Annotated in this window: 12 protein-coding genes; 3 read left to right on the forward strand and 9 right to left on the reverse strand. The window is 66.5% G+C overall.

What is annotated here, in order from left to right:
• Nucleotides 1–2 precede the first annotated feature (2 nt).
• The gene (locus FHR56_RS17835) at nucleotides 3–545 is read left to right on the forward strand and encodes a DinB family protein (RefSeq protein WP_160946897.1); all 543 of its coding nucleotides are present in this window, start codon (nucleotides 3–5) and stop codon (nucleotides 543–545) included.
• 224 nt (nucleotides 546–769) lie between these two features.
• Here the strand turns inward: FHR56_RS17835 and FHR56_RS17840 are convergent, their stop codons facing one another.
• From FHR56_RS17840 to FHR56_RS17875, 9 genes are all read right to left on the reverse strand, one after another.
• Nucleotides 770–1,420, reverse strand: a complete 651-nt coding sequence (locus FHR56_RS17840; RefSeq protein WP_160946896.1) for a DUF480 domain-containing protein — start codon at nucleotides 1,418–1,420, stop codon at nucleotides 770–772.
• A 168-nt stretch (nucleotides 1,421–1,588) separates the two neighbouring features.
• The gene (gene cdiI, locus FHR56_RS17845) at nucleotides 1,589–1,951 is read right to left on the reverse strand and encodes a ribonuclease toxin immunity protein CdiI (protein ID WP_160946895.1); all 363 of its coding nucleotides are present in this window, start codon (nucleotides 1,949–1,951) and stop codon (nucleotides 1,589–1,591) included.
• A gap of 231 nt (nucleotides 1,952–2,182) precedes the next feature.
• Nucleotides 2,183–2,524 carry a hypothetical protein gene (locus FHR56_RS17850; protein WP_160946894.1) on the reverse strand — a complete coding sequence of 114 codons (342 nt, stop codon included), beginning with the start codon at nucleotides 2,522–2,524 and terminating at the stop codon, nucleotides 2,183–2,185.
• Nucleotides 2,521–2,814 carry an adhesin gene (locus FHR56_RS17855; RefSeq protein ID WP_160946893.1) on the reverse strand — a complete coding sequence of 98 codons (294 nt, stop codon included), beginning with the start codon at nucleotides 2,812–2,814 and terminating at the stop codon, nucleotides 2,521–2,523. Before FHR56_RS17855 ends, FHR56_RS17850 begins: the two co-directional genes overlap by 4 nt.
• 561 nt (nucleotides 2,815–3,375) lie before the next feature.
• Nucleotides 3,376–3,684: a hemagglutinin repeat-containing protein gene (locus FHR56_RS20700; protein ID WP_237473138.1), complete on the reverse strand. Its 309-nt coding sequence runs from the start codon at nucleotides 3,682–3,684 to the stop codon at nucleotides 3,376–3,378.
• An 81-nt stretch (nucleotides 3,685–3,765) separates the two neighbouring features.
• Nucleotides 3,766–3,927 (reverse strand): hypothetical protein, encoded by a 162-nt coding sequence (locus FHR56_RS20775; RefSeq protein ID WP_345776740.1) that lies wholly within the window; start codon nucleotides 3,925–3,927, stop codon nucleotides 3,766–3,768.
• 279 nt (nucleotides 3,928–4,206) lie between these two features.
• Nucleotides 4,207–4,674, reverse strand: a complete 468-nt coding sequence (locus FHR56_RS17865; RefSeq protein WP_160946892.1) for a hypothetical protein — start codon at nucleotides 4,672–4,674, stop codon at nucleotides 4,207–4,209.
• Nucleotides 4,662–19,220, reverse strand: coding sequence for a hemagglutinin repeat-containing protein (locus tag FHR56_RS17870; protein ID WP_237473136.1), 14,559 nt, complete (start codon nucleotides 19,218–19,220; stop codon nucleotides 4,662–4,664). Before FHR56_RS17870 ends, FHR56_RS17865 begins: the two co-directional genes overlap by 13 nt.
• An 80-nt stretch (nucleotides 19,221–19,300) precedes the next feature.
• A complete protein-coding gene (locus FHR56_RS17875) occupies nucleotides 19,301–21,046 on the reverse strand; it encodes a ShlB/FhaC/HecB family hemolysin secretion/activation protein (protein ID WP_184502707.1) in 1,746 nt (581 codons plus the stop codon).
• A 496-nt stretch (nucleotides 21,047–21,542) separates the two neighbouring features.
• On the opposite strand from FHR56_RS17875, the gene FHR56_RS17880 reads away from it, so the two are divergent.
• Nucleotides 21,543–22,460, forward strand: coding sequence for a 5'-nucleotidase, lipoprotein e(P4) family (locus FHR56_RS17880; RefSeq protein WP_160946889.1), 918 nt, complete (start codon nucleotides 21,543–21,545; stop codon nucleotides 22,458–22,460).
• On the forward strand, nucleotides 22,457–23,188 hold the full coding sequence (gene pyrF, locus FHR56_RS17885) for an orotidine-5'-phosphate decarboxylase (protein WP_160946888.1): 732 nt from the start codon (nucleotides 22,457–22,459) through the stop codon (nucleotides 23,186–23,188). Before FHR56_RS17880 ends, pyrF begins: the two co-directional genes overlap by 4 nt.
• The last annotated feature ends 137 nt before the right edge of the window (nucleotides 23,189–23,325 follow it).

Consider the following 23,325-nt stretch of genomic DNA (forward strand, 5'->3'; position numbering starts at 1 on the left):
GCATGGACACCTTGCACACACTGCGGCTGTTTGCCGACTACAGCCAGTGGATGAACCAGCGTCTTTACGCCGCGGCCGCGACCCTGCCGGACACCGCCATCGCCGAACCGCGCGGCGCCTTCTTCGGATCGCTGTTGGGCACGCTCAACCACCTGGTGGTGGCGGATACGATCTGGCTACAGCGCTTCGCCCAGCATCCGGCCCGGCACCCGGCGCTGCAGGCCATCGCCGCCAAGCCGGTCCCGGCCGCCCTGGACGTGCCGCAGGCCGACTGCCTGGCGGACCTGCAGACGCAGCGCGAGGCGCTGGATGCGACGATCGCCGCCTGGATGACGGAACTGCAGCCCGACGATCTCGATGTGGCGCTGCGCTATCGCAATACCCGTGGCGAATCGCACTGCCGGCGCTTCGGCGACCTGCTGCTGCACTTCTTCAACCACCAGACCCACCACCGCGGCCAAGCGACCACCCTGCTCAGCCAGGCGGGTGTGGGTGTCGGCGTGACCGATATGCTGGCGGTGATACCGCAGGTGGAGATGGGGTGATCTTGCGATCGCGGGGCGCTGCGCTCGATGAGCGACTTGGCGTGTTTCCAAGTGGCTTTAGCAATGCGCCTTTGCCGTGGCGTAGCGGCATCTGTCGTCGCAACTGTAGGAGCGGCTTCAGCCGCGACAGGCATCCCCTGTAGAGCGCATCGCGGCTTAAGCCGCTCCTACACGTGATCCTCCGTGTTTACAGCAGGCTCTCTCCAGAGGACACCCGCAGCACGTCACTCGGCGCCACGCTGCGCCTGCAACTGCGCCACGATCTCGCGCAACTCCGCCACCTCGGCCTCAAGCGCCTGCACCCGGCCTTCCAACTCGTCGTGGCCCGACGCCGCCGGCCGTGCCTTGAACGTGGCCGCGAGCGCCTCCGCATCCACCGGACCGGCGAGCAAGTGCATGTAACGGTCCTCGCGCTGCCCGCTGGCACGTGGTAACTGCACCGCCAACTGCCGCTGCGCCAGCCGTTCCAACTGATGCCGGACGTCGTCCGCATCGGCAAAGCGCGCCATGCGCTCAGCGCGCGTCAGCAACTCATTGACCGTCTGCGGGCCGCGCAACAACAGCAAGCCGAGCAAGGCCACCTGTTGCTGGGTCAGATCCAACGCCGACGCCAACCGATGCTCGTAGCGCTCGGCGCGCGAAGAGAACTGCTGCCGCACCAGGCCGCGCCCCTCCAGTTGCCGCAGCGCGTGTTGCACATCGCCCGGACTCAGGGTCATCACCGGCTCGCGGGACGTCTTCTGATTGGCCGCCACCACCGTCGCATTGACCGTGAGCGGATACGCATCCGGCGTGGTCGCTTCCTTCTCGATCAGGCAGCCGAGGGCGCGGGCTTCGATGGTGGAGAGAACGGGAACGTCGGCGGTGTCGGTCATCGTATGGACTGCTTGCTGGTCAGGGTCGAAGCATACCGCTGAAAAGCGGTGATTCGGCAGGGCAGGGTTCCAGGACAATATTCTGGGCAATATTCACTGGCATGCGACCTTATAAATTCCCTGGCTCCGTAACTGCAAAGACAAAGAAATCCTAAAATTCTACATGACTTAAAAAGAAAGTAGATCCAAAATTCCTTTTACTTTATCGAAATCCTCGGGGTGATACTGAAGATATTTTTCGCATGCCATTTTAATGCAGTTAGAGCAAGCTTCTTCACTCACAACAATAGTATTCTCAATCCTGGGAGGATATCCATAAGAGAACTCGACACCATCAAAATGATCTTCATCAAAAAAGCTATTTCTATCTGCGAAATTACAGTACGCGCCATCTGTACTGAAGCCCCACTTATTCACTAAATGTCCCAATGCCTCCAAGACGTAACCGTCAGCATATAGTCTATTGAAGTATGATTTAACAATCCAATACGGATCTGATTCATCGCATAGCTGATTGAACAGTTCTTTCATAAAAGCAACGATTTATCGTTTCGCCTCGAATGGACGTCGTGGGTTGCTGGCTGTTAACCTGCCCTACAGGGCAACTCGGTCTAGAAACTCAGATGAGCGCTTTGACTTCTTAGTGGAAAATTTGGCTAATACGAACATTTTCCTTAAGACGGATGTGGCGTTAAGAAAAATGTCCGCGGGTCGCAAAAAACCAGTTGTTTTTGCTACCGCTATTCTTTTTGAATTTTGTTTTTACTGCTTACTTGCTAACTCAATAGCAACCGCCAACTTTATCTTACTCTGTCTTGAACGGAGTGACTTTTCATACTCTTTTACGCTAACATTTCTAAAATTCAAAACTTCTCCGCTGGACTTTGAAACTTCAAACAAAATAACCTCTCTACCATTAACCAAAACAGTATATATATCCTCAGATTGTTCGGGCGTCCAGTTCAGTACAAAAGCACTACTAATAAACCCCACTGCGTCCTTCAGTATTTCAAACAACTGATTTCCGGGCTCTCTGAGCCCGTCCCACGACTTAGAAAGCTCTTTACTAGAACCGTCCTCCATGAGGCTGCCAATTAATTTCATTTGATAAACCCCGGAGTAGTTGTTATTAAATTGCCGAATTTGTCGGTGAGAACCGTCATTATAGATGTAGGTTGACCACTAAATTTGTCAATTCCAATGGGGTGACCGATATCAACTTCTCGAACATATCGAATGCCTTGCGCACTTTCTAGTGTTCGAGTTACAGGCGTACTTACAACTTCCGCACTTTGAGGCAAAGTGCGTAACTCAGCCTGTCCTATAGTGAATTGGCTTGCATTTACTTCTGGATTGAAATGCCGGCTTAACACATGCTCCCAGCCTTCAGTCATCAAGTTAACACGTGACTGAACACGCCCAGGAACTTGGATAGCCGCAGCGACACTTTCAGCTCCAGCTAGACCGGGTAAACCCGAACTTGCTGCTACTTCAAGCGCCTCCTCAGATGCGTAAATCTCACCAGTCGGTTCCTGAATGACCGTTTCACCTTCGGCATTAACTATACGTCTGAACCCCCGCGGCAATCCACCTGTTTCATTTGCAGCAGCCCCCCGCAGATTTCAATGTGCTATAGCCCGGAGGCAGCTCAGCGAAATTTGCCGCCGCATTTTTGATTGCCGCTTTTTCCGTCGCATCTGCAATAACTTGTGCAGCCTTCCGCTCTGCGACGCCCGCGGCACTACCGATGCTGTGACCACCCGTAGCGTCGCCAAGGACAACACCTGCTGCCTGAAGCGATTACGCGCTTCCACGGTGGTACTCGTATCGACCGTGGTGAGGGTGGTGCTGTTGAGGTCGTTGCCTGCAACGACCGCCAGGCCCTTGCCAGCATCGAGCTTGGCGGCGGTCAGGTTGACGTCGTGGCCGGCGCTGAGCGCCTGCTGGTCGAGGTCCTAGGTAGTCGTGGTGGTGACGACCTTGGTCTTGCCCTGGCGGGTCTGGTCGGTGACGGTGCGGCTGTCGCCCAGCACCGAGGTCACGTCGAGGTCGTGCCCGGCCGCGGCGATCAGGTCGCCGCCGGCCTTGACCTGCGCCAGGCGGATAGTGAGGTCGTTGCCGGCCGCCAGTTGCAGGCTACCGCCGGTGGCGAGGCTGGTGCGCACCGTGGCCTTGCCGTTGGCATCGGTGACCGGCGTCAGCGACAGGTCGTGCCCAGCCTGCAATGCGGCGTTGCCGCTGGCGGCGATCGCCACGCCATGCAATTGCAGGTCGTTGCTGGCCTGCAGGGACAGGTTGTTGCCGATGGTGAGGCTGGTGCCATCGCCACCGCGCGTCAGGCCGGACTAGTTGCGCAGCGCGGTCGGCTGCAGCGTGAGGTTGTTGCCCGCCTGCAGCGCGGCGCTGTTGCCGGCCTGCACGGTGGTGCCGGTGAGGCTGAGATCACGGCCGACCTGCAGCAGCAGAACTGTTGATGAAGTTGTTGTAATCGACGAACCTTGGATCAGTCTCGATCAGGTAGCGGCGGCCGGGAACGCTGATGCTGGCCTTGATCCAGCACAGGCCGTCAGTGGATTGATGCTGGCGCCGACTACCTACGACCAACTTTCAAACCGATGTTACCTCCGGAGCCGCTATTAGTCCTCGGCCGCCACTCGAATCACACCAAGGGACGAACGCCGTTTGCGCCATGTCACAGTGTTGTAGGCTTAAGTTGCGTGGTAGCAAGAAAGGAGCGTGATCTACTTCGGCACATAAATGCATGCTACCAGATTATGACTAAATCACTATTCCATAGGCTTTCGGTCCCATTGTGAGCGCATGTCTTTTAAAGAATCAAAACAAAGATCGCCGTTTTTATAGAAATCTAAAAATAATCTTTCTGCTGCAGCTAAATCCTTTGAGATAGTCCGTGAATCCCATTCATCCTCGTCAAAGACAGCTTTCCCAGTGTATTTAATAAGACTTGGATCCCACCACTCTAAGAGTTGCATCCTGGGGTCGTCGTCATTTGTTTTTGCAATCAACCTAAATTCACCGGAAATGCAATTCATACTTAATTCCTGAATATACCCGCCCTTTGGCAAGATTATTTGTAAAGTTAAAAATCCATCGTTTTTGTAGCATCGCTTTATTGCACCATCAACCTCATCCCACCAAGGATTCTCAATAACTCTTGCAGGAGGAGGCGCAGACGCATCAAGTGAACGCAACTCAAATACCGGATTTTCCGCTCCAGAAATCACTTTACCCACCCCTTATATCCACGAATCCACGTGTAAGTTTTCCCACTTACCGTATCAAAAACTTGCAACTTGTTCAAACCAGCACGATCCGCTGCAGCGATTAAATTTGTCGTTTGACTACAAAAATCACATACAGCCTTTCCTCTAACCACCATAGTCATACTTTGACCTTGAGTTAAGCCGGCGTCATAAGCCTGCTGAATCAATCCAATCTCCGCATGGGCATTTTTCATTATTCCGTTAGGATCACCAGGTGGAACCAAGTCAGATATCAATGTTGGCTTGTTTGGATCTACCCAAGAAGAAGGACGAGCCGTCTGATTCACATCAATTAAGGTTTTCCCTCCAATAGTGGTTTCCGCGGTTACTTTCACTGGAGCCGTAGCACCAGGTAGAGTAGTGCCAAGTAATGGATCCTTTGCTTGCCGTGCTAGAAGTTCCGCTGCCAAAGCGCCAGCAGTTGTTGCATTTGCCGTGCCTTCGCTTACGACAGGCTTCAGTTCTCTGTACGCGGCAATCAGCTCGCCTGCCGTAAAGGTATTTCCCGCCTTTGCCGCGACCGTGCCGGCTTCGCCTGCCGCTCCTGCAGGAATAAGGAGACTAAGGATGTCGATCCCAACCTTGCCCTGGGTTCTCCCCTGCTCATACAGATCATAGATATCCCAAGAGCCGAGCGCTCCGGTGGCAGCAGCCGACCCGATCGCTGAAGCGTAATCCTTCACACCATGCAGCAGGCCAGCGCCTTGATCGAGACTACGATCCATGTAGGCACCGATCCCGTTTTCCTGGAGATAGCTAAGATCGTTGTAACTGCTCTTCAAACGCTCGTAAGGCGTCATGCTCCAAACAACTTGGGCTATTCCAGTAATGGTCTCGCCCACTCTCGCTACCGAGCCCACTTGGGTTCCAAGGCCGGTTAATGCGGTTCTCAGCAACGCATCCTGCGCCGCATCGCCCACAGGAACATTACCCAGGTACGTCTGAAGGCGGAGTGCCGCGTCGCTGCAGTTACTACCCGCCATCGCACAGGTGATCTTGTGCTCAACATCCTGCGTGGTGGTATGAGTCACCACACTGGACTCTAACGTCTCGTTATTGCGGGTACCATTCAGCGCGTGGATCGTGCCGGCATTCTCTGCCATCCAAGAAATGTAGTCGGCTTGATGCGCTTTTTGGTCCTCGGCCGCGTTGAGCGCATCTGCTAGTGCTGTCTGGCATGCCGCACTTGCGCGATCAACGCACGCCTCTTTAAGCGCTTCGTTTCTCTCGTTGGATTTGACTTCGTAGCCGGCGGCCACTCCACACGACTCGCCCGTCTGTGCGCACTCCAACGCCGCCTTCAGATATTCCATCCGCTCGGCGTGACTGAGATAGTTGTTCACCACCTCATTGCTGGCGGTCGCAGCACCCGCGGTGCCGCCCGCCACCGCACCCGCCGCCGTCGACGCCAAGGCGGTCAATGTGTCCGCCAACGGCCCGGTGACGCCCGCCTCCCGCAGCGCGGTTGCCACGGCGGGCGCAGCGAGCGTGCCTGCAGCGGCGCCGGTCGCACCCTCTAGCCCACCTGTGAGTCCTCCAACCACCGTGTGCGCCAGCACACGCAAGCTGCCGTTGTTGCCCCACTGGCTTTCCAGTTGGTCGGCCTGTGCGGTGAGCTGGGCCTTCTGGTCCGGATCGGTCGTGTCATTGGCCTGCCGACGTAGGTCTGCCGCCTCCGTCATCTTCTTCTCGGCGTAGTCGCCAATCACGTGCGTGGCCTGCTGCCCGAATGTCGCCGTGATCTGCGCCTGCGCCGCCACCTGCTCCTGCAGCTTCTGCCCATCCCATTGTTTGGTCAGGCCATTGGCGCCATCGCCGGTGACGACATCCCGCTTCAGGCCTGCCAGCGTGTCGGCCACGCTCTTGCCGGTCTTTGCTTGCTGCCCCGCTTCGTCAGTGATGACCAGCGTCCCGCCACTGATGCCACTGTGCGTAGTGGATTGTGCATCGCCACTCTCATGGCCGTAGCCCGCCGCGCTGCCGCTGGCCCCGGTGTTGTAGTTCTGCCAGGACCACTTGCTGCCATTGTTGGTGGTGGAAGGCGTCTGGCCCTCACTGCCCTTGGATGTATCGTCGCCCGAGCCCACGCTGTAGCCACCCGACAGGCTGATGCCCTTGGCGTCGTAGCTGCTGGTGTTGGCGATGTCGCTATAGGTCAGCGTGCCAGTGCTCAGACGGTTCTTGCCTTGGTCGATCGCTTCCTGACTGCTGGCGATCACCGCACCCTTCAGGTCGGTGTTGCCGGACACATTGATGTCGAAGCCACCCTTGCCCGCCTGGATACCGCTCTGCTCGGTGACGCTGGCGTAATCGCCATTGACCTTGTTGCTGCTGTAACTGGCGCTAGCACTGAACCCCATACCGAACGTGACGCTGCCACCGACCGACTTGTCCTTGCTGGCATAGGTGCTTGTGTCCTGCAGACTCTCGATGTTGAGGTTGCCGCCGACGTCGGCGATCACCTTGTCGGCGGAGACCTGTGCGCCCTTGAGGGTGGTGTCGTTGCCGCTGATGATCGTGGCGTTGTTGCCCGCGGCCACATGGCTGTTGGTGTAGCTGACATCCTCGCCATTGGCCTTGCCACGCGCTCCGCTGGCGCTCAGCGTCACGCCCGCCGCGAACCCATCCGCACCGTAGGTCACTGCAACGCCGACGGCGGCGCTGCTGCTCTTGCTGGTGCTGTGCTGTTCGGCGGTGTTCTTGGCCGCCTCGATGGTAACGTCATGATCCGCAGCCAGCAGCAGGTTTCGTCCGGCCGTGACGTCGCTGCCGCGTACCAGCAGGTCGCTGGCATCGCCACCGCCGGTGGCGATCAGGTTGACGTCGCCACCTGCCTGTAGCTTGGAGCCCTTGGCTTGCTCTGCTTCTTGCGTGCTCTTGCTCTCGCTCTTGCTGCCGCCCACCGTCACCGCGATGCTGATGTTCGCGCCTTGCGCCGCGCTTGCTGCATTGCCGCTGGCCAGCGCACTTCCGGTCTGGCTCAGCGAACTGGCCGCCCCATAGGCGCTGTAGGCCGCAGAACCGGCTGCCAGTGCCTGCATGCGGGCATCGCCACTGACCTTCGAGCCGGCCTTGCCCGTGTCGTAAGCGGACTGGGCCAGGCTCAGCGCCGCAGAGCTAAGCGTGATCGACAGGCCGCCTTGGCTGAACTTGCTGCGCTGCTCGGCATCGGTAGTGTCGTGGACCTCGGTGATGGCGATGTCCTTGGCCTTCACCGTGATGTCGCCGGCATTCGCCAGGACATCGCTGCCGGTCTGTGCATAGCGATTGCCCGCAACCAGCGTGACGTCACCCTCCACGCTGCCGGCCGTGCTGCCGACATGCGTAACGTCGGTGGTGTCGGCATTGTTCTGGATCTTCTGCGTGCCGAACGTCACGCCGATGCCGCCGCTGCCGAACATGCCGGACTTCTTCGTTTTCTTCTCGTGCTCCTCGCTATGCGTGTTCTGCGCCGTCTCCAGCGTCAGGTCGTTGCCGGCGGCCACCACCACGTTGCCGGTGCCGGCGACCTGCGCGCCTTGCGACAGCAGGTCGTGGCCGGCGGCGATCTGCACGGTGTCGCCGCTGAGCGTGGTCGCCACCGCGGTGCTGTCGTGCCACTCGTCATGCGTCGTCGTGGTCTTGCTGGACAGGAAGCCCTTTTTCTTCTTCTGCATGTCCTGCACGGCGTCGTGCTGCTCCTGCTCGGCGAGCAGGTTGACGTCGTTGCCGGCGGACACCGCCAGCGCACCGGTCTCGGTGAACGCCTTGGCCGCGGTCAGGTTCACGTCGTGGCCGGACTGCAGGGCGATGTCGCCGCCGGCGGTGAACTCGCTGCCGTGGACGGTCTCGTCGCGGGTGCTGGTGGTCTGCTTGAAGCGCTTGCGCGTCTCCAGGGTGGTGCTGCTGTCGACCGTGGTGAGCGTGGTGCTGTTGAGGTCGTTGCCTGCGACCACCGCCAACCCCTTGCCGGCGTCGAGCTTGGCGGCGGTCAGGTTGACGTCGTGGCCGGCGCTGAGCACCAGGTTGCCGCCGGCGGTGAGCGCCTGCTGGTCGAGGTCCTGGGTCGTGGTGGTGGTGACGACCTTGGTCTTGCCCTGGCGGGTCTGGTCGGTGACGGTGCGGCTGTCGCCCAGCACCGAGGTCACGTCGAGGTCGTGCCCGGCCGCGGCGACCAGGTCGCCACCGGCCTTCACCTGCGCCTGGCGAATGGTGAGGTCGTTGCCGGCGGCCAGTTGCAGGCTGCCGCCGGTCTCGAGGCTGGTGCGCACCGTGGCCTTGCCGTTGGCATCGGTGACCGGGGTCAGCGACAGGTCGTGCCCAGCCTGCAACGCGGCGTTGCCGCCGGCGGCGATCGCTACGCCGTGCAGTTGCAGGTCGTTGCCGGCTTGCAGGGACAGGTTGTTGCCGACGGTCAGGCTGGTGCCATCGCCACCGCGCATCAGGCCGGACTCATCGCGCAGCGCGGTGGGCTGCAGCGTGAGGTTGTTGCCCGCCAGCAGCGCGGCGCTGTTGCCGGCCTGCACGGTGGTGCCGGTGAGGCTGAGGTCGCGACCGGCCTGCAGCAGCAGGTTGTTGCCGGCAGTGATGCCCGAACGAAGGTCGCCGCCGGCGAGGGCGTCGCGGGTGGTGCTGGTGAGGTCGCGGCCGGCACTGAGCAGCACGTCGCGGCCAGCGATCTGGCCACCGAGGTTGAGCAGGTCCTGCTTGGCCTGCAGCGCCACGGTGCCGCTGGACACGATGCGGCCCTGGTTGAGCAGGTTGCCCGCGGTGGCGCTGACGTTTGCGCCGCTGATGGTGCCGGTGTTGCTCAGGCCGGCCGTGGCGTTGAGCGAGACATCGCCGCTGTCGCTGGCCAGCAGCGCGCCATCGCTGCGCAGGGTCAGCGCGGTTTTCGACGACAGGTACACCACCGGCACCAGCACCTTCTGGCCCTGATACTCCTGTTCCACCATCCACACGATGTCGTGGGTCAGCGCGGCGACCTGGTCGGCGGTCAGCGCCACGCCCACGCTCAAGTGCAAGGCGTCGGCCTCGACAACGCCGCCGTCCAGCAGCGCACGGTACTGCGCCACGCCGTCGGCATAGTTGCCCAGGTAGCGGCGGCCGGTAAGCTGGGTGATCTGGTCCAGCACCAGGCGCTGCTCGTAGAAGCCATCGCCCAGGCGGGTCTGCGTCCACTGCGGATCCACGCCGAGCTTGTCGAGCAGGTAGTCGCTGCTGATGAAGTTGTTGTAGTCGACGAAGCGCGGATCGGTCTCGATCAGGTAGCGGCGGCCGGGGGCGCTGGTGTTGGCCTTGACCCCGCCCAGGCCGTTGGCGGCGCGGCCCAGCGTGTTGACGCTGGCGCCGCTGCTGCCGACCAGGCGATACAGTCCGCCCATCGGCAACACGATGTTGCCCAGCGGCGCGCCGACGCCGCCGACCACCTGCGGCACCTGACCGGTGCCCGGATCGATCTGCTGGTACTGGCCGGGCACGGTGCCGGCGGTCAGCACGGCCTGCGCGGTGCCGGCCTGGACCTGGCTGCGGCTGCCGGTGCCGGCGCCGCCGAGCTGGGCCTGCACGCCGCTGGCCTGGACCTGCGACGCATTGGTGTTGCTGCCGCCGACCAGGGTGGCCTGGCCGTCGTCGATGCGGATGGCATCGAGGCTGGCAGCAACGATGCGGTTGCCAACCGTAGCCTTGCCGGTGGCCGCCGCGGTCTGCGCCTGCACGGAGGTATTCCCAGCACCGCTGGCGGTCTGCGTGCCGCGACGGTTCAGTGCCCCGCCCTGGGTGGCGTTGAAGGACGCGCCGCTGATGCTGCGGCCGTCGCTGCCGACCGCGCCGTTGCTGATGGTGGCGCCGTTGATCGACACGCCCTGGCCGCCGGTCATGTTGGCGGCCAGGGCGATGTAGCTGGAGTCGACCGTGGTGGTCGACAGCACGTTGTTTTCGCGGTTGTAGCCGCAGATCGGACTCTTGCGTGCGTTGGGTCCGGAGACTTGCGTCATCGCACAGTCGTCGATGTACGCGATGACCTTATGCTCGACATCACGCTGTACCACTTGCTGCTTCAGCGCCAACGCCTGATTCGCCACGGACTCGCCGCCGGTGATCATGCCGTCGGCCATGCCGCCGACCCCGCGCTGATTGACCTGCAGTGCACCGGCCGCAGCGATGGTGGAGGCGTTGTTGGTCACGCTGCCGGACAGCGCGATGTTGCCGCCCGCGGCGATGCGCCCTTCCGCGCTGGCTGCGATCAGGCGCTCGCGCTGCTCGACCGAGTACTCCCGGTAGACGCCAGGGCTAGGCCCTTGATAAGGCACGCGAATGTAGTAGGGCTGGTTGGGATACGTGATCCCCCTGCCTTCGATCAACTCGCTCGGCATCGCTGCATTGGCCGCCGCCTTGTCCGCATCCGACAGCGGGCCGGTCTGGGTATTGAGCACCCGCCGCCGGTTATTGATCTGATTGGCCGCGATCAGGATGCTGCCGTCGGCCTCGATGCTGCCGGAGACGTTGTCCAATGTGCCGGTGCGCGCGGTGAGCGTGCCATTGCCGTCGCGCGCGGCGCCGATGGCGATGTTGCCGAGGCTGAAGATCTTCGCGTCGCGGTTGACCAACTGGTCGCGCACCAGCAAGGTCATGCCGCTGGTGGCGCCGATCAATGCACTGCCATAGGCGGCGTTGTCGGTGGCGCCGCCCAGGTCGGCGCCGTTGACCAGGGTGCCGGTGTCCACCAGCACGTTGCCGCCGACCAGGCTGCCGGTGTTGGTCACCGACCCGGCGGTGACCTGCAGGTTGCCGCTGGCGGAGATGTCGCCGGCGTTGGTGACGCTGCCGCCGGTGTTCAACTGCACGTTGCCTGAGCGCATGCTGGCGCCGGCAAGATTGTTGATGCTACTGGCATTGATGCCGAGGCTGCGTCCGGCCTGCAGCGCCGAAGCGTTGACGAAGTTGCCGCCCACCGCTAGGCGGAAGTCGCCGTTGCTGGTGATGTCGGCACCGGCGCGATGGGTGTAATCGCTGCGGATGGTCAGGTCGAGCAGGTTCTGGCCGAGGATGCTGCCGCCGCCGTCGAAGCCGACGGTATCGATGGCCACGTCGCCCGCGCCGCCGGTGCTGCTGCCGGCGCCGATCTGCCCGCCGCTGTTGCTCAGGCTCTGCAGGGTCAGGCGCACCGCCTGTTCGGCCTTGATCTTGCCGCTGCGGTTGTCGAGCGTGGCACCGCTCCGCTGCAACAGCATGCTGCCGCCGGCGTAGGCGCTGCCGCCCTGGTTGTCGAGCGCATTGGTGTTGGCGATCAGGTCGCCGCCGGCCACCAGTTGCCCGCTGCCGTTGGCGATGCTGGCGGCGTCGAGCACGGCGCTGCCGCGCCCGCCCAGGCTGCCGCCGACGTTGCGCAGGTCGCCGCCGGTAGTGAGCCGGGTCAGGCCGCCGCCGTTATTGACGATGCTGCCCTGGCTGTTGTCGATGCGGCTGCCGGACAACGTCAGGGCGTTGCCGCTGTCGAGCTGGCCGCCGCTGTTGAGCAGCGCACCGGTGACCGCGACGCTGAGATCGCGGGCGGCGCCGATGCGGCCGCTCTGGTGGTTGTCGAGCTGGCCGCGCGCGGTCAACGCCAGATCGCGCCCGGCCTGCAGGGTGCCGGCGCTGTTGCTGACGTTCTCTGCGCCGAGGGTCAGGTCGGTGCTGGCGCCGAGCAGGCCACCATCGTTGGTCAGCGCATGCGCCAGATCGGCGCGCAGGTCGCCGCCGACACCGTTGACGCTCACCGCCTGCAGCGTGCCGCCGCGGTTGTCGAGGCTGTCGGCGTGCAGCATGAGGCTGCCGCCGGCGGCCTGCAGCACGCCGCTACGGTTGTCGAGCGCGCCGTTGCCCAGTTGCAGGTTCAGGCCGCGTGCGGACACGTTGCCGCCGACGTTGCCCAGTCCGGCCGCGGTGACGCTGGCATCGCCGGCCGCGGCAATGGCGCCGCCCTGGTTATCGAGCGTGCTGCCGGTGCTGAGTTGCAGCTGGCCCTGGGTGAGGATGCGACCGCCGGCATTGCCGAGGGCGCCGGTGCTGCTGACCGTGAGCGTGCCGTTGCCGGCGTGTTCGATGCGCCCTTGCGCATTGTTGATCGACGCCGCGCCCAGTTGCAGGTCGTTGCCGTTGCTGACCAGGCGGCCGCTGCCGTTGTCGAACGCACCGGTGACGGCGATGCGGGTGGTGCCGCTGCCTCTCTGCACGAGGGCGCCATTGCCATTGCGCAGCGTCGCCGCGCTCAGGTCCAGGCCCGCCGCCTGCAGCGTGCCGCCGACGCCGTTGAGCGCGCTGTTGTCCAGTGCGCCACCGGCGCGCACGGTGAGCAGGCCGCCGGCCAGCAGGTCGGCGCCGCGGTGATCCACGTCGCCGCTCGCGGTCAGGGTGGCGTCGCCGCCGACGCGGGCGGTGCTGCCGGCCAGCGCGAGTTGTGCGGCATCGGCGGCGAGGTTGCCGGCGGCGATCAGGCGGCCGCTGGCGCTGAGCGTGCCGTCGGCATGCAGGGTCAGCGTCCCGCTGTTGCCCAGGCTGCCATCGCTGCGCACGCCGGCCGCGGCCACGCCGCCAATGGCAACCGTGCCGCCGCTCAGGCGCAGGTTGCCGCTGGACAGGGTCTGCCCGGCGTTGTCGATGCGCTGGCCCTGCAGCGCGATGTCCGCACCGCTGACGGTGCCGTGCTGGAGCACGCTGGCGTCGCTGCCGAGCACCACCTGGTTGGCGTTGAGCGTGCCGGCCACGGTCAGGTCGCCGTGCGATTGCAGTTGCAGCGTGGTCGCGGCGCTGAGGGCGCCGCTCTGGGTCAGCGCACCGCCAGCTTGGGCGCTGAAGGCGCCGGCCGAAGCCAGGGTGCCGCCCAGATTCAGATCGCCCTGGCTGACCAGGGCCACGTCGCCGGTTTCGCTGCCGAGCTGGCCGCTGCTGGCGACGCTGGCCGCCTGCACGCGCAGGGCGCTGCCGGCGATCAGGTCGCCGCGGTTGTCGACCGCCCCATTGGCGGTCAGCGCCAAGCGCTGCACGCCATAGCTGCGGCCTGTCTGTTGCAGCGAACCGACGTCCAGTTGCAGGCGCTGGCGCGCACGCAACGCGCCGGCGTTGCTGAGCACCCCACTCACGGTGAAGGTGCCGTTGCCCAGGGCGGCGAGCAGGCCGCTGCTGCTGTTGGTGGCGCTGGCGGCGGTAATGCTCAGGTCGGTGCCGGCGACCACTTGGGCGGCATTGTTAAGGGCACCGGTGGCGCGTAGGTCGAGCGTCGAAGCGGACTGCACCAGGCCACCGAGTGCGAGATCGCCCGTGCTGGTCATCGCCAGCGTGGTGCCGGCGTCGACGGTGCCCTGGCTGTCGATGGCCGCGCCGTTCAACTGCAGCGCGCCGGCGCTGTGCAGCACGCTCTGGCTGCCACTGCGCAGGGTGCCGCCGGCCTGCAGGGCGGCGTCGTGGCCGGCGCTGAGGCTGCCGTTCACTTGCAGGTCGCGCTGCGCCTGCGCCTGCAGTCCCTGCGTGGTGGCGAGTTGGCCGTCCACGGTCAGGTCGCGGCCGGCGCGCAGGTCCAGTGCCTGCGCGCTGAGCGTGCCGGCCTGCACCAGATCGCCCTGCGCTTGCGCGCTGAGTTGGGTGGCGGCGGCGACGGTGCCGCCCAGCGTCAGGTCGCCCTGGCTGGTCAGCGTCACCTGGCCGCTCTGGCTGCCGAGCTGGCCGGTGCTGGCGATGCGCGCGGCGTCGAGTTGCAGGTCGCGCTTGGCGATCAGGTCACCCTGGCTGTCGATGGCGCCGTTGGCGTGCAGGCTCAGCGCGTCGCCTGCATAGGCCTGGCCGCTGTGCTGCAGGTCGCCGACCTGCAGGGTCATCGCCCGGCCGGACTGAAGGGTGCCGGCATTGGCGAGCGTGCCGGCGGTGGTCAGGCCCAGCGCGCCGCGCGCGGCGAGGCTGGCGCCGGTAGCGTTGGCGATGCCGGCGGCGGTGACGGTGAGATCGCGCCCGGCCAGGACCTGTCCGGCATTGGTCAGCTGCGCTCCCGTGGTGAGGACGACATCGCGCCCGGCCTGGGCCACGCCGGCCACGGCCAGGTTGCCGTCGCTGCGCAGGCCCAGATCGGTGCCGGCGTCGAGCGTGCCGCGGCTGTCGATGCTGCCGCCCTGCAGGGTGATCGCGCCGGCTGTGCTCTGCAGCACCGAGGCGTTGCCGGTGGCGACGCTGGCGCCTTGCAACTGTAGGTCGCCGCTGGTCAGCGCCTGGCCATCGACGCTCAGCGCGCGTTGCGCCTGCAGCGTCGCGCCGGTCGCGCTCTGCAATCCACCGGCGACGCCGACATCGCGCCCACTCAGGGCGATCGCGCGCGCCTTGGCCACGCCATCCAGACGCAGGTCGCCCAGCGCGGTGGCTTTCAGCGCCTGCGCGGCGATCACGCTGCCGCCCAACTGCAGGTCGCCCTGGCTGGTGAGCGTGACCTGGCCGTTCTGGCTGCCGAGCTGGCCGCTGTTGCTGAGGCTACCCACGTCCACCAGCAGGTCGCCACCGGCGATCACGTTGCCGCGGTTGTCGACCGCGCCGCTGCTGCGCAGCGTCAGCGCTTGGCCGGTGGAGAGCGTGCCGCTGTGCTGCAGGCTGCCGGCCTGCAGGGTCAGCGCCTGCTCGCCGCGCAGCAGGCCGGCGTTGTCGAGCAATCCATCGACGTGCAGATCCAGCGCGCGACCAGCGACCAGCGTGCCGGCGGCGCGGTTGACCGCGCTGCCCGCCTGCAACTGCAGGTCGCGCCCGGCCACCACGCGGGCGCTGTTGTCGAACGCACCGGCGGCGGTCAGCCGCACGTCGTTGCCGCCCTGGACGATGCCGGCCAGGCGCAGTGTGTCCTGGCTGCGCAGGGTCAGATCGGTGGCGGCATCGAGCGCACCTTGGCTGTCGATGCTGCCGCCGTCCACGGCGATGTCCGCCGTGCTCTGCAGCACCGCGGCGCTGCCAGTGCCAACGCTGGCACCACGCAGCTGCACGCTGCCGCCGGCCAGCGCCTGTCCATCGAGTTGCAGCGCACGTTGCGCCTGCGCCTGCAGGGTGCCGGCGCTTTGCAGCGTGCCGGCCAGGCTCAGGTCGCGCCCGGCTTCCAGTTGCGCCGATTGCGCCTTGCTGGTGCCGGCGTGCAACAGATCGCCCGCCGCCTGCAGATGCAGCGCGGTGCCCGCGACCTGGGTGCCGGTGAGTTGCAGATCGCCTGCACTAGTCACGCTCAGTTGGCCGTCCTGGCTGCCGAGCTGGCCGCTGCTGGCGACGCTGCCGGCGCTGATCGCCACATCGTGCTTGCCGATCAGATCGCCGGTGTTGGTCAGTGCGGTCGCTGCCTGCACGGTCAACGTATCGCCGGCATAGGTGCGGCCGCTCTGCTGCAGGCTGCCCACGTTCAAGGTCGCGGCCTGGCCGGCCTGTACCAAACCGGCGTTGTCGAAGTTGCCCTGCACGCTGGCGTCGAGCGTCGTCTGCGCGAGCCACTGGCCTTGCGCCTGGTTGCTGGCGCTGGCCGCGGTGAGTTGCAGCGCGCGCCCGGCGAACACCTTGGCCTGGTTGTCGAGGGTGCCGTCGGCCAGCACCGCGATGTCGCGGCCGGCCTGGGCGAGGCCGGCCAGGTGCATGTCGCCCGTGCTGTGCAGGCGCAGATCGGTGCCCGCGTCCAGCGTGCCCTGGCTGTCCAGGGCCGCCGTGTCCACCTGCAGGGCGGTCGCGCTCTGCAGGATGGCACCGCTGCCCAGCGCGACGCTGGCGGCGCTGACGCCGACCGCGCCGCTCGCGCTGGCCTGGCCGTCCACGCGCAGCGCACGTTGCGCCTGCAGTTGCAGGGTGTCGGTACTCTGCACGGTGCCGGCCACGCCCAGGTCGCCCGCGGCAGCGAGCTGTACGCCGGCCGCACGCAGGCTGCCGCGCTGCTGCAGATCGCCGAGCGCCTGCGCGTTCAAGGCGCCGGCGGCCACGACGACGCCATCGAGTTGCAGATCGCCGCGGCTGTTCAGCGCGACCTGGCCGTGCTGGCTACCGAGTTGGCCGCTGCTGGCGAGACTGCCGGCATCGACCTGCACGTCGCTGCCGCCGACCAGGTTGCCCTGGTTGGCAACGGCGCCATCGACGGTCAGCGTCAGCGTCGTGCCGGCATTGGCCGAACCGGTCTGCGCGAGGCTGCCGGCGCGCAGGCCGAGCGCGCCACCGGCGTACAGCTGGCCATCGTTGGACAGCGCACTGGCGCTGGTCAGGCTGGCGTCGCCCAAGGCCGACAGGCTGGCGCCGGCGGCGTTGCTCAGGGCGCTGGCGTTGGCGCTGAGCGCGCCGCCGGCCACGACCTGGGCCTGGTTCTGCAGCGCGCCGGCGCTGCTCAGCGCGAGGTCGCCATGCGACTGCATGGTGCCGGCCAGCGACAGGTCGCCGGCGCTGCGCAGCGCCAGGGTCGTGCCGGCATCCAGCACGCCGGCCTGGGCGATGCTGGCGCCGTCCAGCGCCAGTGCGCCGCCGGTCTGCATCTGCCCGCTCTGCAGCAACGCGCCCTGCGCATGCAGCGTGGCGTTGCCGCCGGCCGCCAGCGTGGCGCTGCTGCGCAACTGGCCATCGGCGCTCAACTGCAGGTCGCCATCGATACGCACCACACCGTCCAGCGCGGCGTCGCCGGCCGCCTGCAGCTGCGCGCTGCCCGCACCCAGGGTGCCCGATTGCAGCAAGGCGCCGCCGGCCTGCGCGGTCAGCGCGCCCTTGGCCGCGACCTGCCCAGCGAGGGCAAGATCGCCGCGGCTGCGCAGGGCCACGTCGCCGCCCTGGCTGCCGAGTTCGCCGGTGCTACGCAATTGCGCCGCGTCCACGCTCAACGCGGCACCGGCGACCAGGCTGCCGCTGTTGTTCAGCGCCGCGGTGGTGGCGAGTGTGGCGTTGCGCCCGGCGTAGCTGCCGCCGGTGTTGCCGACGCGGGCCGCGTCGATGCGCAGGTCGCGTCCGGCGTACAACGTGCCGGCGTTGTCGAGCGTGCCGGGCGTCGCCAGCGCGATGTCGCCGCCGGCCGAGACCACCGCACCGGCCGCATTGCCGATCGCCGCCGCCCCCAGGTCCAGGCGCCCGCCGGCGCTGAGCTGGCCGAGCGTGTCCACGCGTCCGCCGGCCTGCACGCTCGCGTCCTGCCAGGATTGGGCAAGGCCGGACAGGCGCATGTCGGCATCGCTGCGCAGGCTGAGGCCGGCGCCGGCGTCGAGCACGCCGGCGGCATCGATCCGCGCCGCCTGCACTGCAAGGCTGCCGGCGCTCTGCACGGTGCCGCCTTGCTGCAGCCAGGCCGCTCCGGCCTGCAGCTGCGCTGCGCCACCGGCGTAGGCGCTGCCGCTGCTGCGCAATTCGCCGCTGGCGCTCAGCGCCAGATCGCCGCCGCTGTAGAGGCTGCCGCCGGCGTCCAGTTCCGAGCCGAACAGGGTGATGGCGCCGGCGCTGCTGCGCCCGCTGTGCGCCAGCGCGCCAGTGGCGGCGGCGTCGAGCAGGCCGTGGGCGATGGTGTCGCCGCTCAGCGCCAGTTGCGCGGCGCGCAGGCGCACGCCGGCCTGCTGCGAACCGAGCACGCCCTGCTGGCTCAGCGCGCCGGTCGCGCGCAGGTCGACGTCGTCGCGGGCCACCGCGGTGCCGGCCAGGCTGAGCTGGCCGGCGCTGTCGATCTGCAGGCTGCCGCTCTGCGCCGACAGGGTGCCGCGGCTGACCACGCCCACGCCGGCCTCGGTGGCGATCAGGCGGATGCGGTCGGCGTACATGCCGCCCAGATACGCCACGTCGATGCCGATCGCCGGCGCTGCGCCATCGCTGCCCGGCAGCACCTCCAGCAGCATGCCGTCGTAACCGATGCGCTGCGCACCGGCGCTGGCCAGCAAGTCCTTGGCCCACACCGAACCGCCAACGCTCAACTGCCGCGACAGCAGCTCCAGGCGGTCGACGTTGTACGCGTCCAGGCCGTTGCTGCCGACGCTCAGCGCGCCGCCGGTGATGGAGAAGCCGTTCAAGGCGCCATCGGCGCCGAGCAGCGGCGTGCCGGTGGCCAGGGTGACGCGCGAGGTGTTGAGGAAGCCGCAGCCGTCGCAGACGATGCCGTTGGGGTTGGCGATCACCAGCTGCGCCTTGGCCCCGGCGATTTCGGTATAGCCCTGCAGGCGGCTGGTCGTGGAGGTGACTTCGTTGAGGATCAGCGTGGCCGCGCCGCTGTTCTTCAGGTTGTCGTTGCCGGCGATGTAGCCGCCCAGTTCGGTCTTGGAGATCTGCGCGCTGTTGTTGAGGATCAGGCCGTTGCTGCCGACATCGAAGCGCGAGTAGCGGTTGTGCGAGACGCCGCGCGCGTTGGGGGCGACGATGTCGACCACCGGCACGCCGTTGGCCGCGGCCTGCTGGCCGGGCTGGCGTCCGTCCGGATTGGCGACCGGCGCGACCTGCGCGTACAGCGGCAGCGAGGTCCAGGTGACGGTGCAGCACAGCAAGGCGGCGAGGCCGCGCTTGAGCGGCTCGAGCAGGCGGTTGCGGCGGTCGGTACGGTCCATGTGCATCGTCGTGTCTCTCGTGCCGCGCACCGCGGCAAAACCCATCGCGTTGCCTGCCGCCGGCCGGCGGCAGGGACGTGTCAGAACTGGTAGATCAGGCGCACGCCGTAGGCCGGCTGCGCGCTGTGGAAGTCGCGCGGTGCGTGCAGGTCCCAGCCGGCAAAGCCATCCCAACTGAGCCCGCCGCGCGCACCGCGCACGCCGACGAAACCGCCGACCAGGCTGCGCCCGGCCTGGCCGGCAGCGCTCGGTCCGGCGATGCGGCCGGCATCCACGCCCAGGTACGGGGTGATGCCCAGGCGCTGCACCGGCAGGTTGAGGGTGTTGCGCCAGTACGCGCCGCGCTCGGCGCCCAGGGTGCGTTCGCCGTCGAAGCCGCGCACGCTGTAGCGCCCGCCCAGGGTGATGAATTCCGAGCCCAGCAGCAGTTGCGGCGAGGTCTGTGCGTGCAAGCTGCTGTCCCAGCTCATCGCCACCGGGCCCAGCGCGAACGGCAGGCCGGCGCTGATGTCGAGCGTGGTGACGCCGTAGCGGTAGCCGGGGAAGCCCACTGCCGGGTCGTAGCCGGTCCACTGCCCGTCGAACCACGGGGTACCGCGGCGATGACCCAGGCGCGTGTCCAGCTGCAGCTTGCCAAGGTAGTGGCGATGGCTGAGGTAGAGCTCGGCGCTGGTGGTGTGGCGGCGCTGGATGCCGATCTCCACGCCGTCCAGGTAACTGCGCGCCGCGCGCTTGGCCACCACCATGCCCAGCGTGGTCTTGCTGGTGCCGGTGCGGTGGATCACCCGCTGCAGATCCAGTTGCGCGCTGTCGGAGCTGCCGCTGGACTGGAAGCTCTGGCGGAAACCCTCCACCTGCTGGTGGTAGCGGTACGACGACAGCGACAGGGAGAACGTCCACCAGCCCCACGGCACGCTATACGACAGGCTGTTGCCGCGGGTGCCGCGGGCGGCGCCGTCGTCCACCAGGTCGTGGTTGTAGCCGATCGAGAGCAGGTCGTTGATGCCCAGCGGCGCATCCAGGGCGAAGTCGACGCCGCCCTGGTAGCGGCCGGTCGCCTGCACGCCGGAGTCGTCGGCGTTGAGCACCGCGCGCCAGCGCTTGCTGCGCTGCACGGTGATCAGCAGGTCCGATTCGCCCGGCTGCTCGCCCGGGGCGATATCGATCTTGGCGTCCTGCGACGGCACCCGCTTGAACTGCTCCACGCCCTGTTCGATCGCGCGCAGGTCCAGCACGTCGCCCGGCCGCAGCGGCAGCGCACCGCGCCAGAACACGCGGCCGTCCGCCGACTGCACGCGCACCTGGCGCAGGCGCCCGGGCAGCAGCTCGAAGCGCAGCTCGCCGCGGGACAGGTCCTGCGCCGGCACGCCGAGGCGGGTGGTGACGAAGCCGCGCGCGACCAGTTGGTCCAGCGCACGGCGGCGGATCAGGTCGATGCCGACCGTGCCGATGCAGCGGCCCTCGTAGCGGCGCAGCGATTGCCACAGCCAGGAAAAGCGCGCCACGTCGGGACCACCGCCGCTGAGGCGAATGCGCTGGATCGGGAAGCACAGTGCTTCGGTCGGCAAGCTGGTGCTGCGCATGTCGGCCGGCGCTTCAGCCTCGCGCGGGCCCACGAACGGCGCCTGCCGGTCCTGCTCCTGCTGCCGCTGCACCTGCTCGGCCTGGCGCAGCTGCTCCTGGCGGTCGAGCGTGCTCGGCGGTTCCTGCGCCTGTGCCAGGCGCACGCCGGCAAGCAGGCACGCGGCCAACACGACGCGAGAAGTTCCTTTTCTCCAGCTGTCCACTGCAACGTCCCCTGTGACGCTTCCGGCGTTTGCCTGCATGCGCAGACGCGATCGCGCCGCAGCGCGCGAGGCGCCGCGTCTCGCGGTTTTCCGTACTGATAAGTGTGGTGCAAACCACAGCGCGGCGCGATCCGGAAACTCCCCACGCGGTGTCGGGAAATTCCCTTCAAAACAAGCATTTACGTGCGTTATGCCGCTTTTTCTAGTGACGCTCGTCACGCATCTCATGGCCGCTGTAGCGCCATGCGTGGCACCGTCGCATCGCCGTGCCAAGCCGCAGGGTCTCGTCCTGAAACAACCACAGCCCTCGGCGCGACACTCCGGGTGCAGTCGTTGCATCCACACCGACAGCGGACCCGGCGTCGACGCAGCAACGGTGGCGGTCCTTCGCAGTGTCGGCTCGCCCTGCACCCAGGCGGCCGAGGCGATCGCCTCGTGGCGGCCACGCCCTGCGCAGCAGTGCCAGACGCCCCGGCACGCCTGTCATCGCAACCGGCTAAAATCCGCGGTTCATTTGCCCAGGTTCCCACGCCCGATGACGCCGATCGCCCGCACCGCACTGGCCTGCGCCGTGCTCGCCCTGTCCGCCTGCAAGCCGCAAGCACAGGTCGCCGACCCCGCCGCCAAGCCGGCCGCCACCGCCAATGCCGCGTCGACCGCGTCCGCTGCTGCCCCGGGCGCTGCCGACGACAATCTCAACGCGGTGCTGTGGATGCAGCGCTCGGCCGAGTACCAGGCCCTGGCCGAGCAGACCTACCGCGCCGCCGCCGACCGGCTGGACGCGGCACTGAAGCAACCGAACTGGGACGCGCTGGTGCCGGAGGAGCGCGGCAACGCCGCCACCGGGTTGAAGCCGGCGGTGGTGATGGACGTGGACGAAACGGTGCTGGACAACTCGCCCTACCAGGCGCGGCTGATCCGCAACGGCAAGGAATACGACGAGGTCACCTGGGACCAGTGGGTGGCCGAGAAGAAAGCCAAGCCGATCCCCGGCGTGGTCGATTTCACCAAGGCCGCCACCGCCAAGGGCATCACCGTGCTGTACGTGACCAACCGCGCCGTGCACCTGACCGATGCGACCCTGGCTAACCTGCGCAGCGCCGGCCTGCCGGTGGCCGACAACAGCGTGCTGCTGGGCCTGGGCACGGTGGTCAAGGATTGCGAGCAGAACGGCTCGGAGAAGAATTGCCGGCGCAAGCTGGTCGGCCAGCAGTACCGCGTGCTGATGCAGTTCGGCGACCAGCTCGGCGATTTCGCGCAGGTGGTGGCCAACACCCCGGAAGGCCGCGCGCAATTGCTGCAGCAGTACCACGACTGGTTCGGCGAGCGCTGGTGGATGCTGCCCAACCCCAGCTACGGCTCCTGGGAACCGGCGCTGTTCAACAACGACTTCACCCAGTCGCGGGCCGCGCGCCACCAGGCCAAGGTGCAGGCGCTGGAGCTGGCGCAGTGAGCCGCGCGCCGCTGCCACTGACGCCGCGCGAGCGCCTGATCTTCGCCCTCGACGTGCCCGGGCGCAGCGAGGCGCTGGAGTGGATCGAGCGGCTCGGCGACGCGGTGGCGTTCTACAAGATCGGCATGGAACTGCTGGCCTCCGGCGAGTACTTCGACGTGCTGGACACGCTGGCCGCGCGCGGCAAGCGGGTGTTCGTGGACCTGAAGTTCTTCGATATCCCGGCCACCGTGGGCGGGGTGATCCGGCGGCTGTCGCAGTGGCCGGTGGACTACTGCACCATCCACGGCTGGCACCCGCCGATGATGCAGGCCGCGGCCGAGGCCAACGGCAGCGACATGCGCTTGCTGGCGGTGACCGTACTGACCTCGATGGGCCGCGCCGACCTGGCCTCCATGGGCATCGACCGCGCGCCCGAAGACGTGGTGGTGGAACGCGCCCTGGCCGCGCAGGCAGCCGGCATCGACGGGGTGATCGCCTCCGGCCAGGAAGCCGCACCGATCCGCCGCGCCACCGGCGCCGGCTTCTCCATCGTCTGCCCGGGCATCCGCCCGGGCGGTCCGGTCGGCGACGACCAGCAGCGTACGGTGGGCGTGGCCCAGGCCTTCGCCGACGGCGCCGATGCGATCGTGGTGGGCCGGCCGATCCGCCAGGCCGCCGATCCGCGTGCCGCGGCCGAGGCGATCCAGCGGGAGATCGCCGCCACTCTGGCCGCGGCGCCTCGGTGATTGATCCATAAATATCAAAGGCTTGGATGAAATAACTTAAACCATTGCATTAGCTATGCGGTGCCGGTAGCATGCGCAGCGTCCGGCTCTGCCGGAGATGCGCCACAAACCGTTCTCCGGCTTCGGTCGGATTTTGA

Origin of the sequence: Xanthomonas sp. F10 (genome assembly GCF_014206815.1) — a bacterium.
Taxonomy (GTDB): Bacteria; Pseudomonadota; Gammaproteobacteria; order Xanthomonadales; family Xanthomonadaceae; genus Xanthomonas_A; species Xanthomonas_A indica.

Bases quoted from the DNA above. Each gene is read 5' to 3' on its own strand.
- FHR56_RS17835 (WP_160946897.1), top strand. From the start codon at position 3: ATGGACACCTTGCACACACTGCGGCTGTTTGCCGACTACAGCCAGTGG.
- FHR56_RS17870 (WP_237473136.1), bottom strand. From the start codon at position 19,220: ATGGACCGTACCGACCGCCGCAACCGCCTGCTCGAGCCGCTCAAGCGC.
- FHR56_RS17855 (WP_160946893.1), bottom strand. From the start codon at position 2,814: ATGACTGAAGGCTGGGAGCATGTGTTAAGCCGGCATTTCAATCCAGAA.
- FHR56_RS17850 (WP_160946894.1), bottom strand. From the start codon at position 2,524: ATGAAATTAATTGGCAGCCTCATGGAGGACGGTTCTAGTAAAGAGCTT.
- FHR56_RS17875 (WP_184502707.1), bottom strand. From the start codon at position 21,046: ATGCAGGCAAACGCCGGAAGCGTCACAGGGGACGTTGCAGTGGACAGC.
- FHR56_RS17880 (WP_160946889.1), top strand. From the start codon at position 21,543: ATGACGCCGATCGCCCGCACCGCACTGGCCTGCGCCGTGCTCGCCCTG.
- cdiI (WP_160946895.1), bottom strand. From the start codon at position 1,951: ATGAAAGAACTGTTCAATCAGCTATGCGATGAATCAGATCCGTATTGG.
- FHR56_RS17840 (WP_160946896.1), bottom strand. From the start codon at position 1,420: ATGACCGACACCGCCGACGTTCCCGTTCTCTCCACCATCGAAGCCCGC.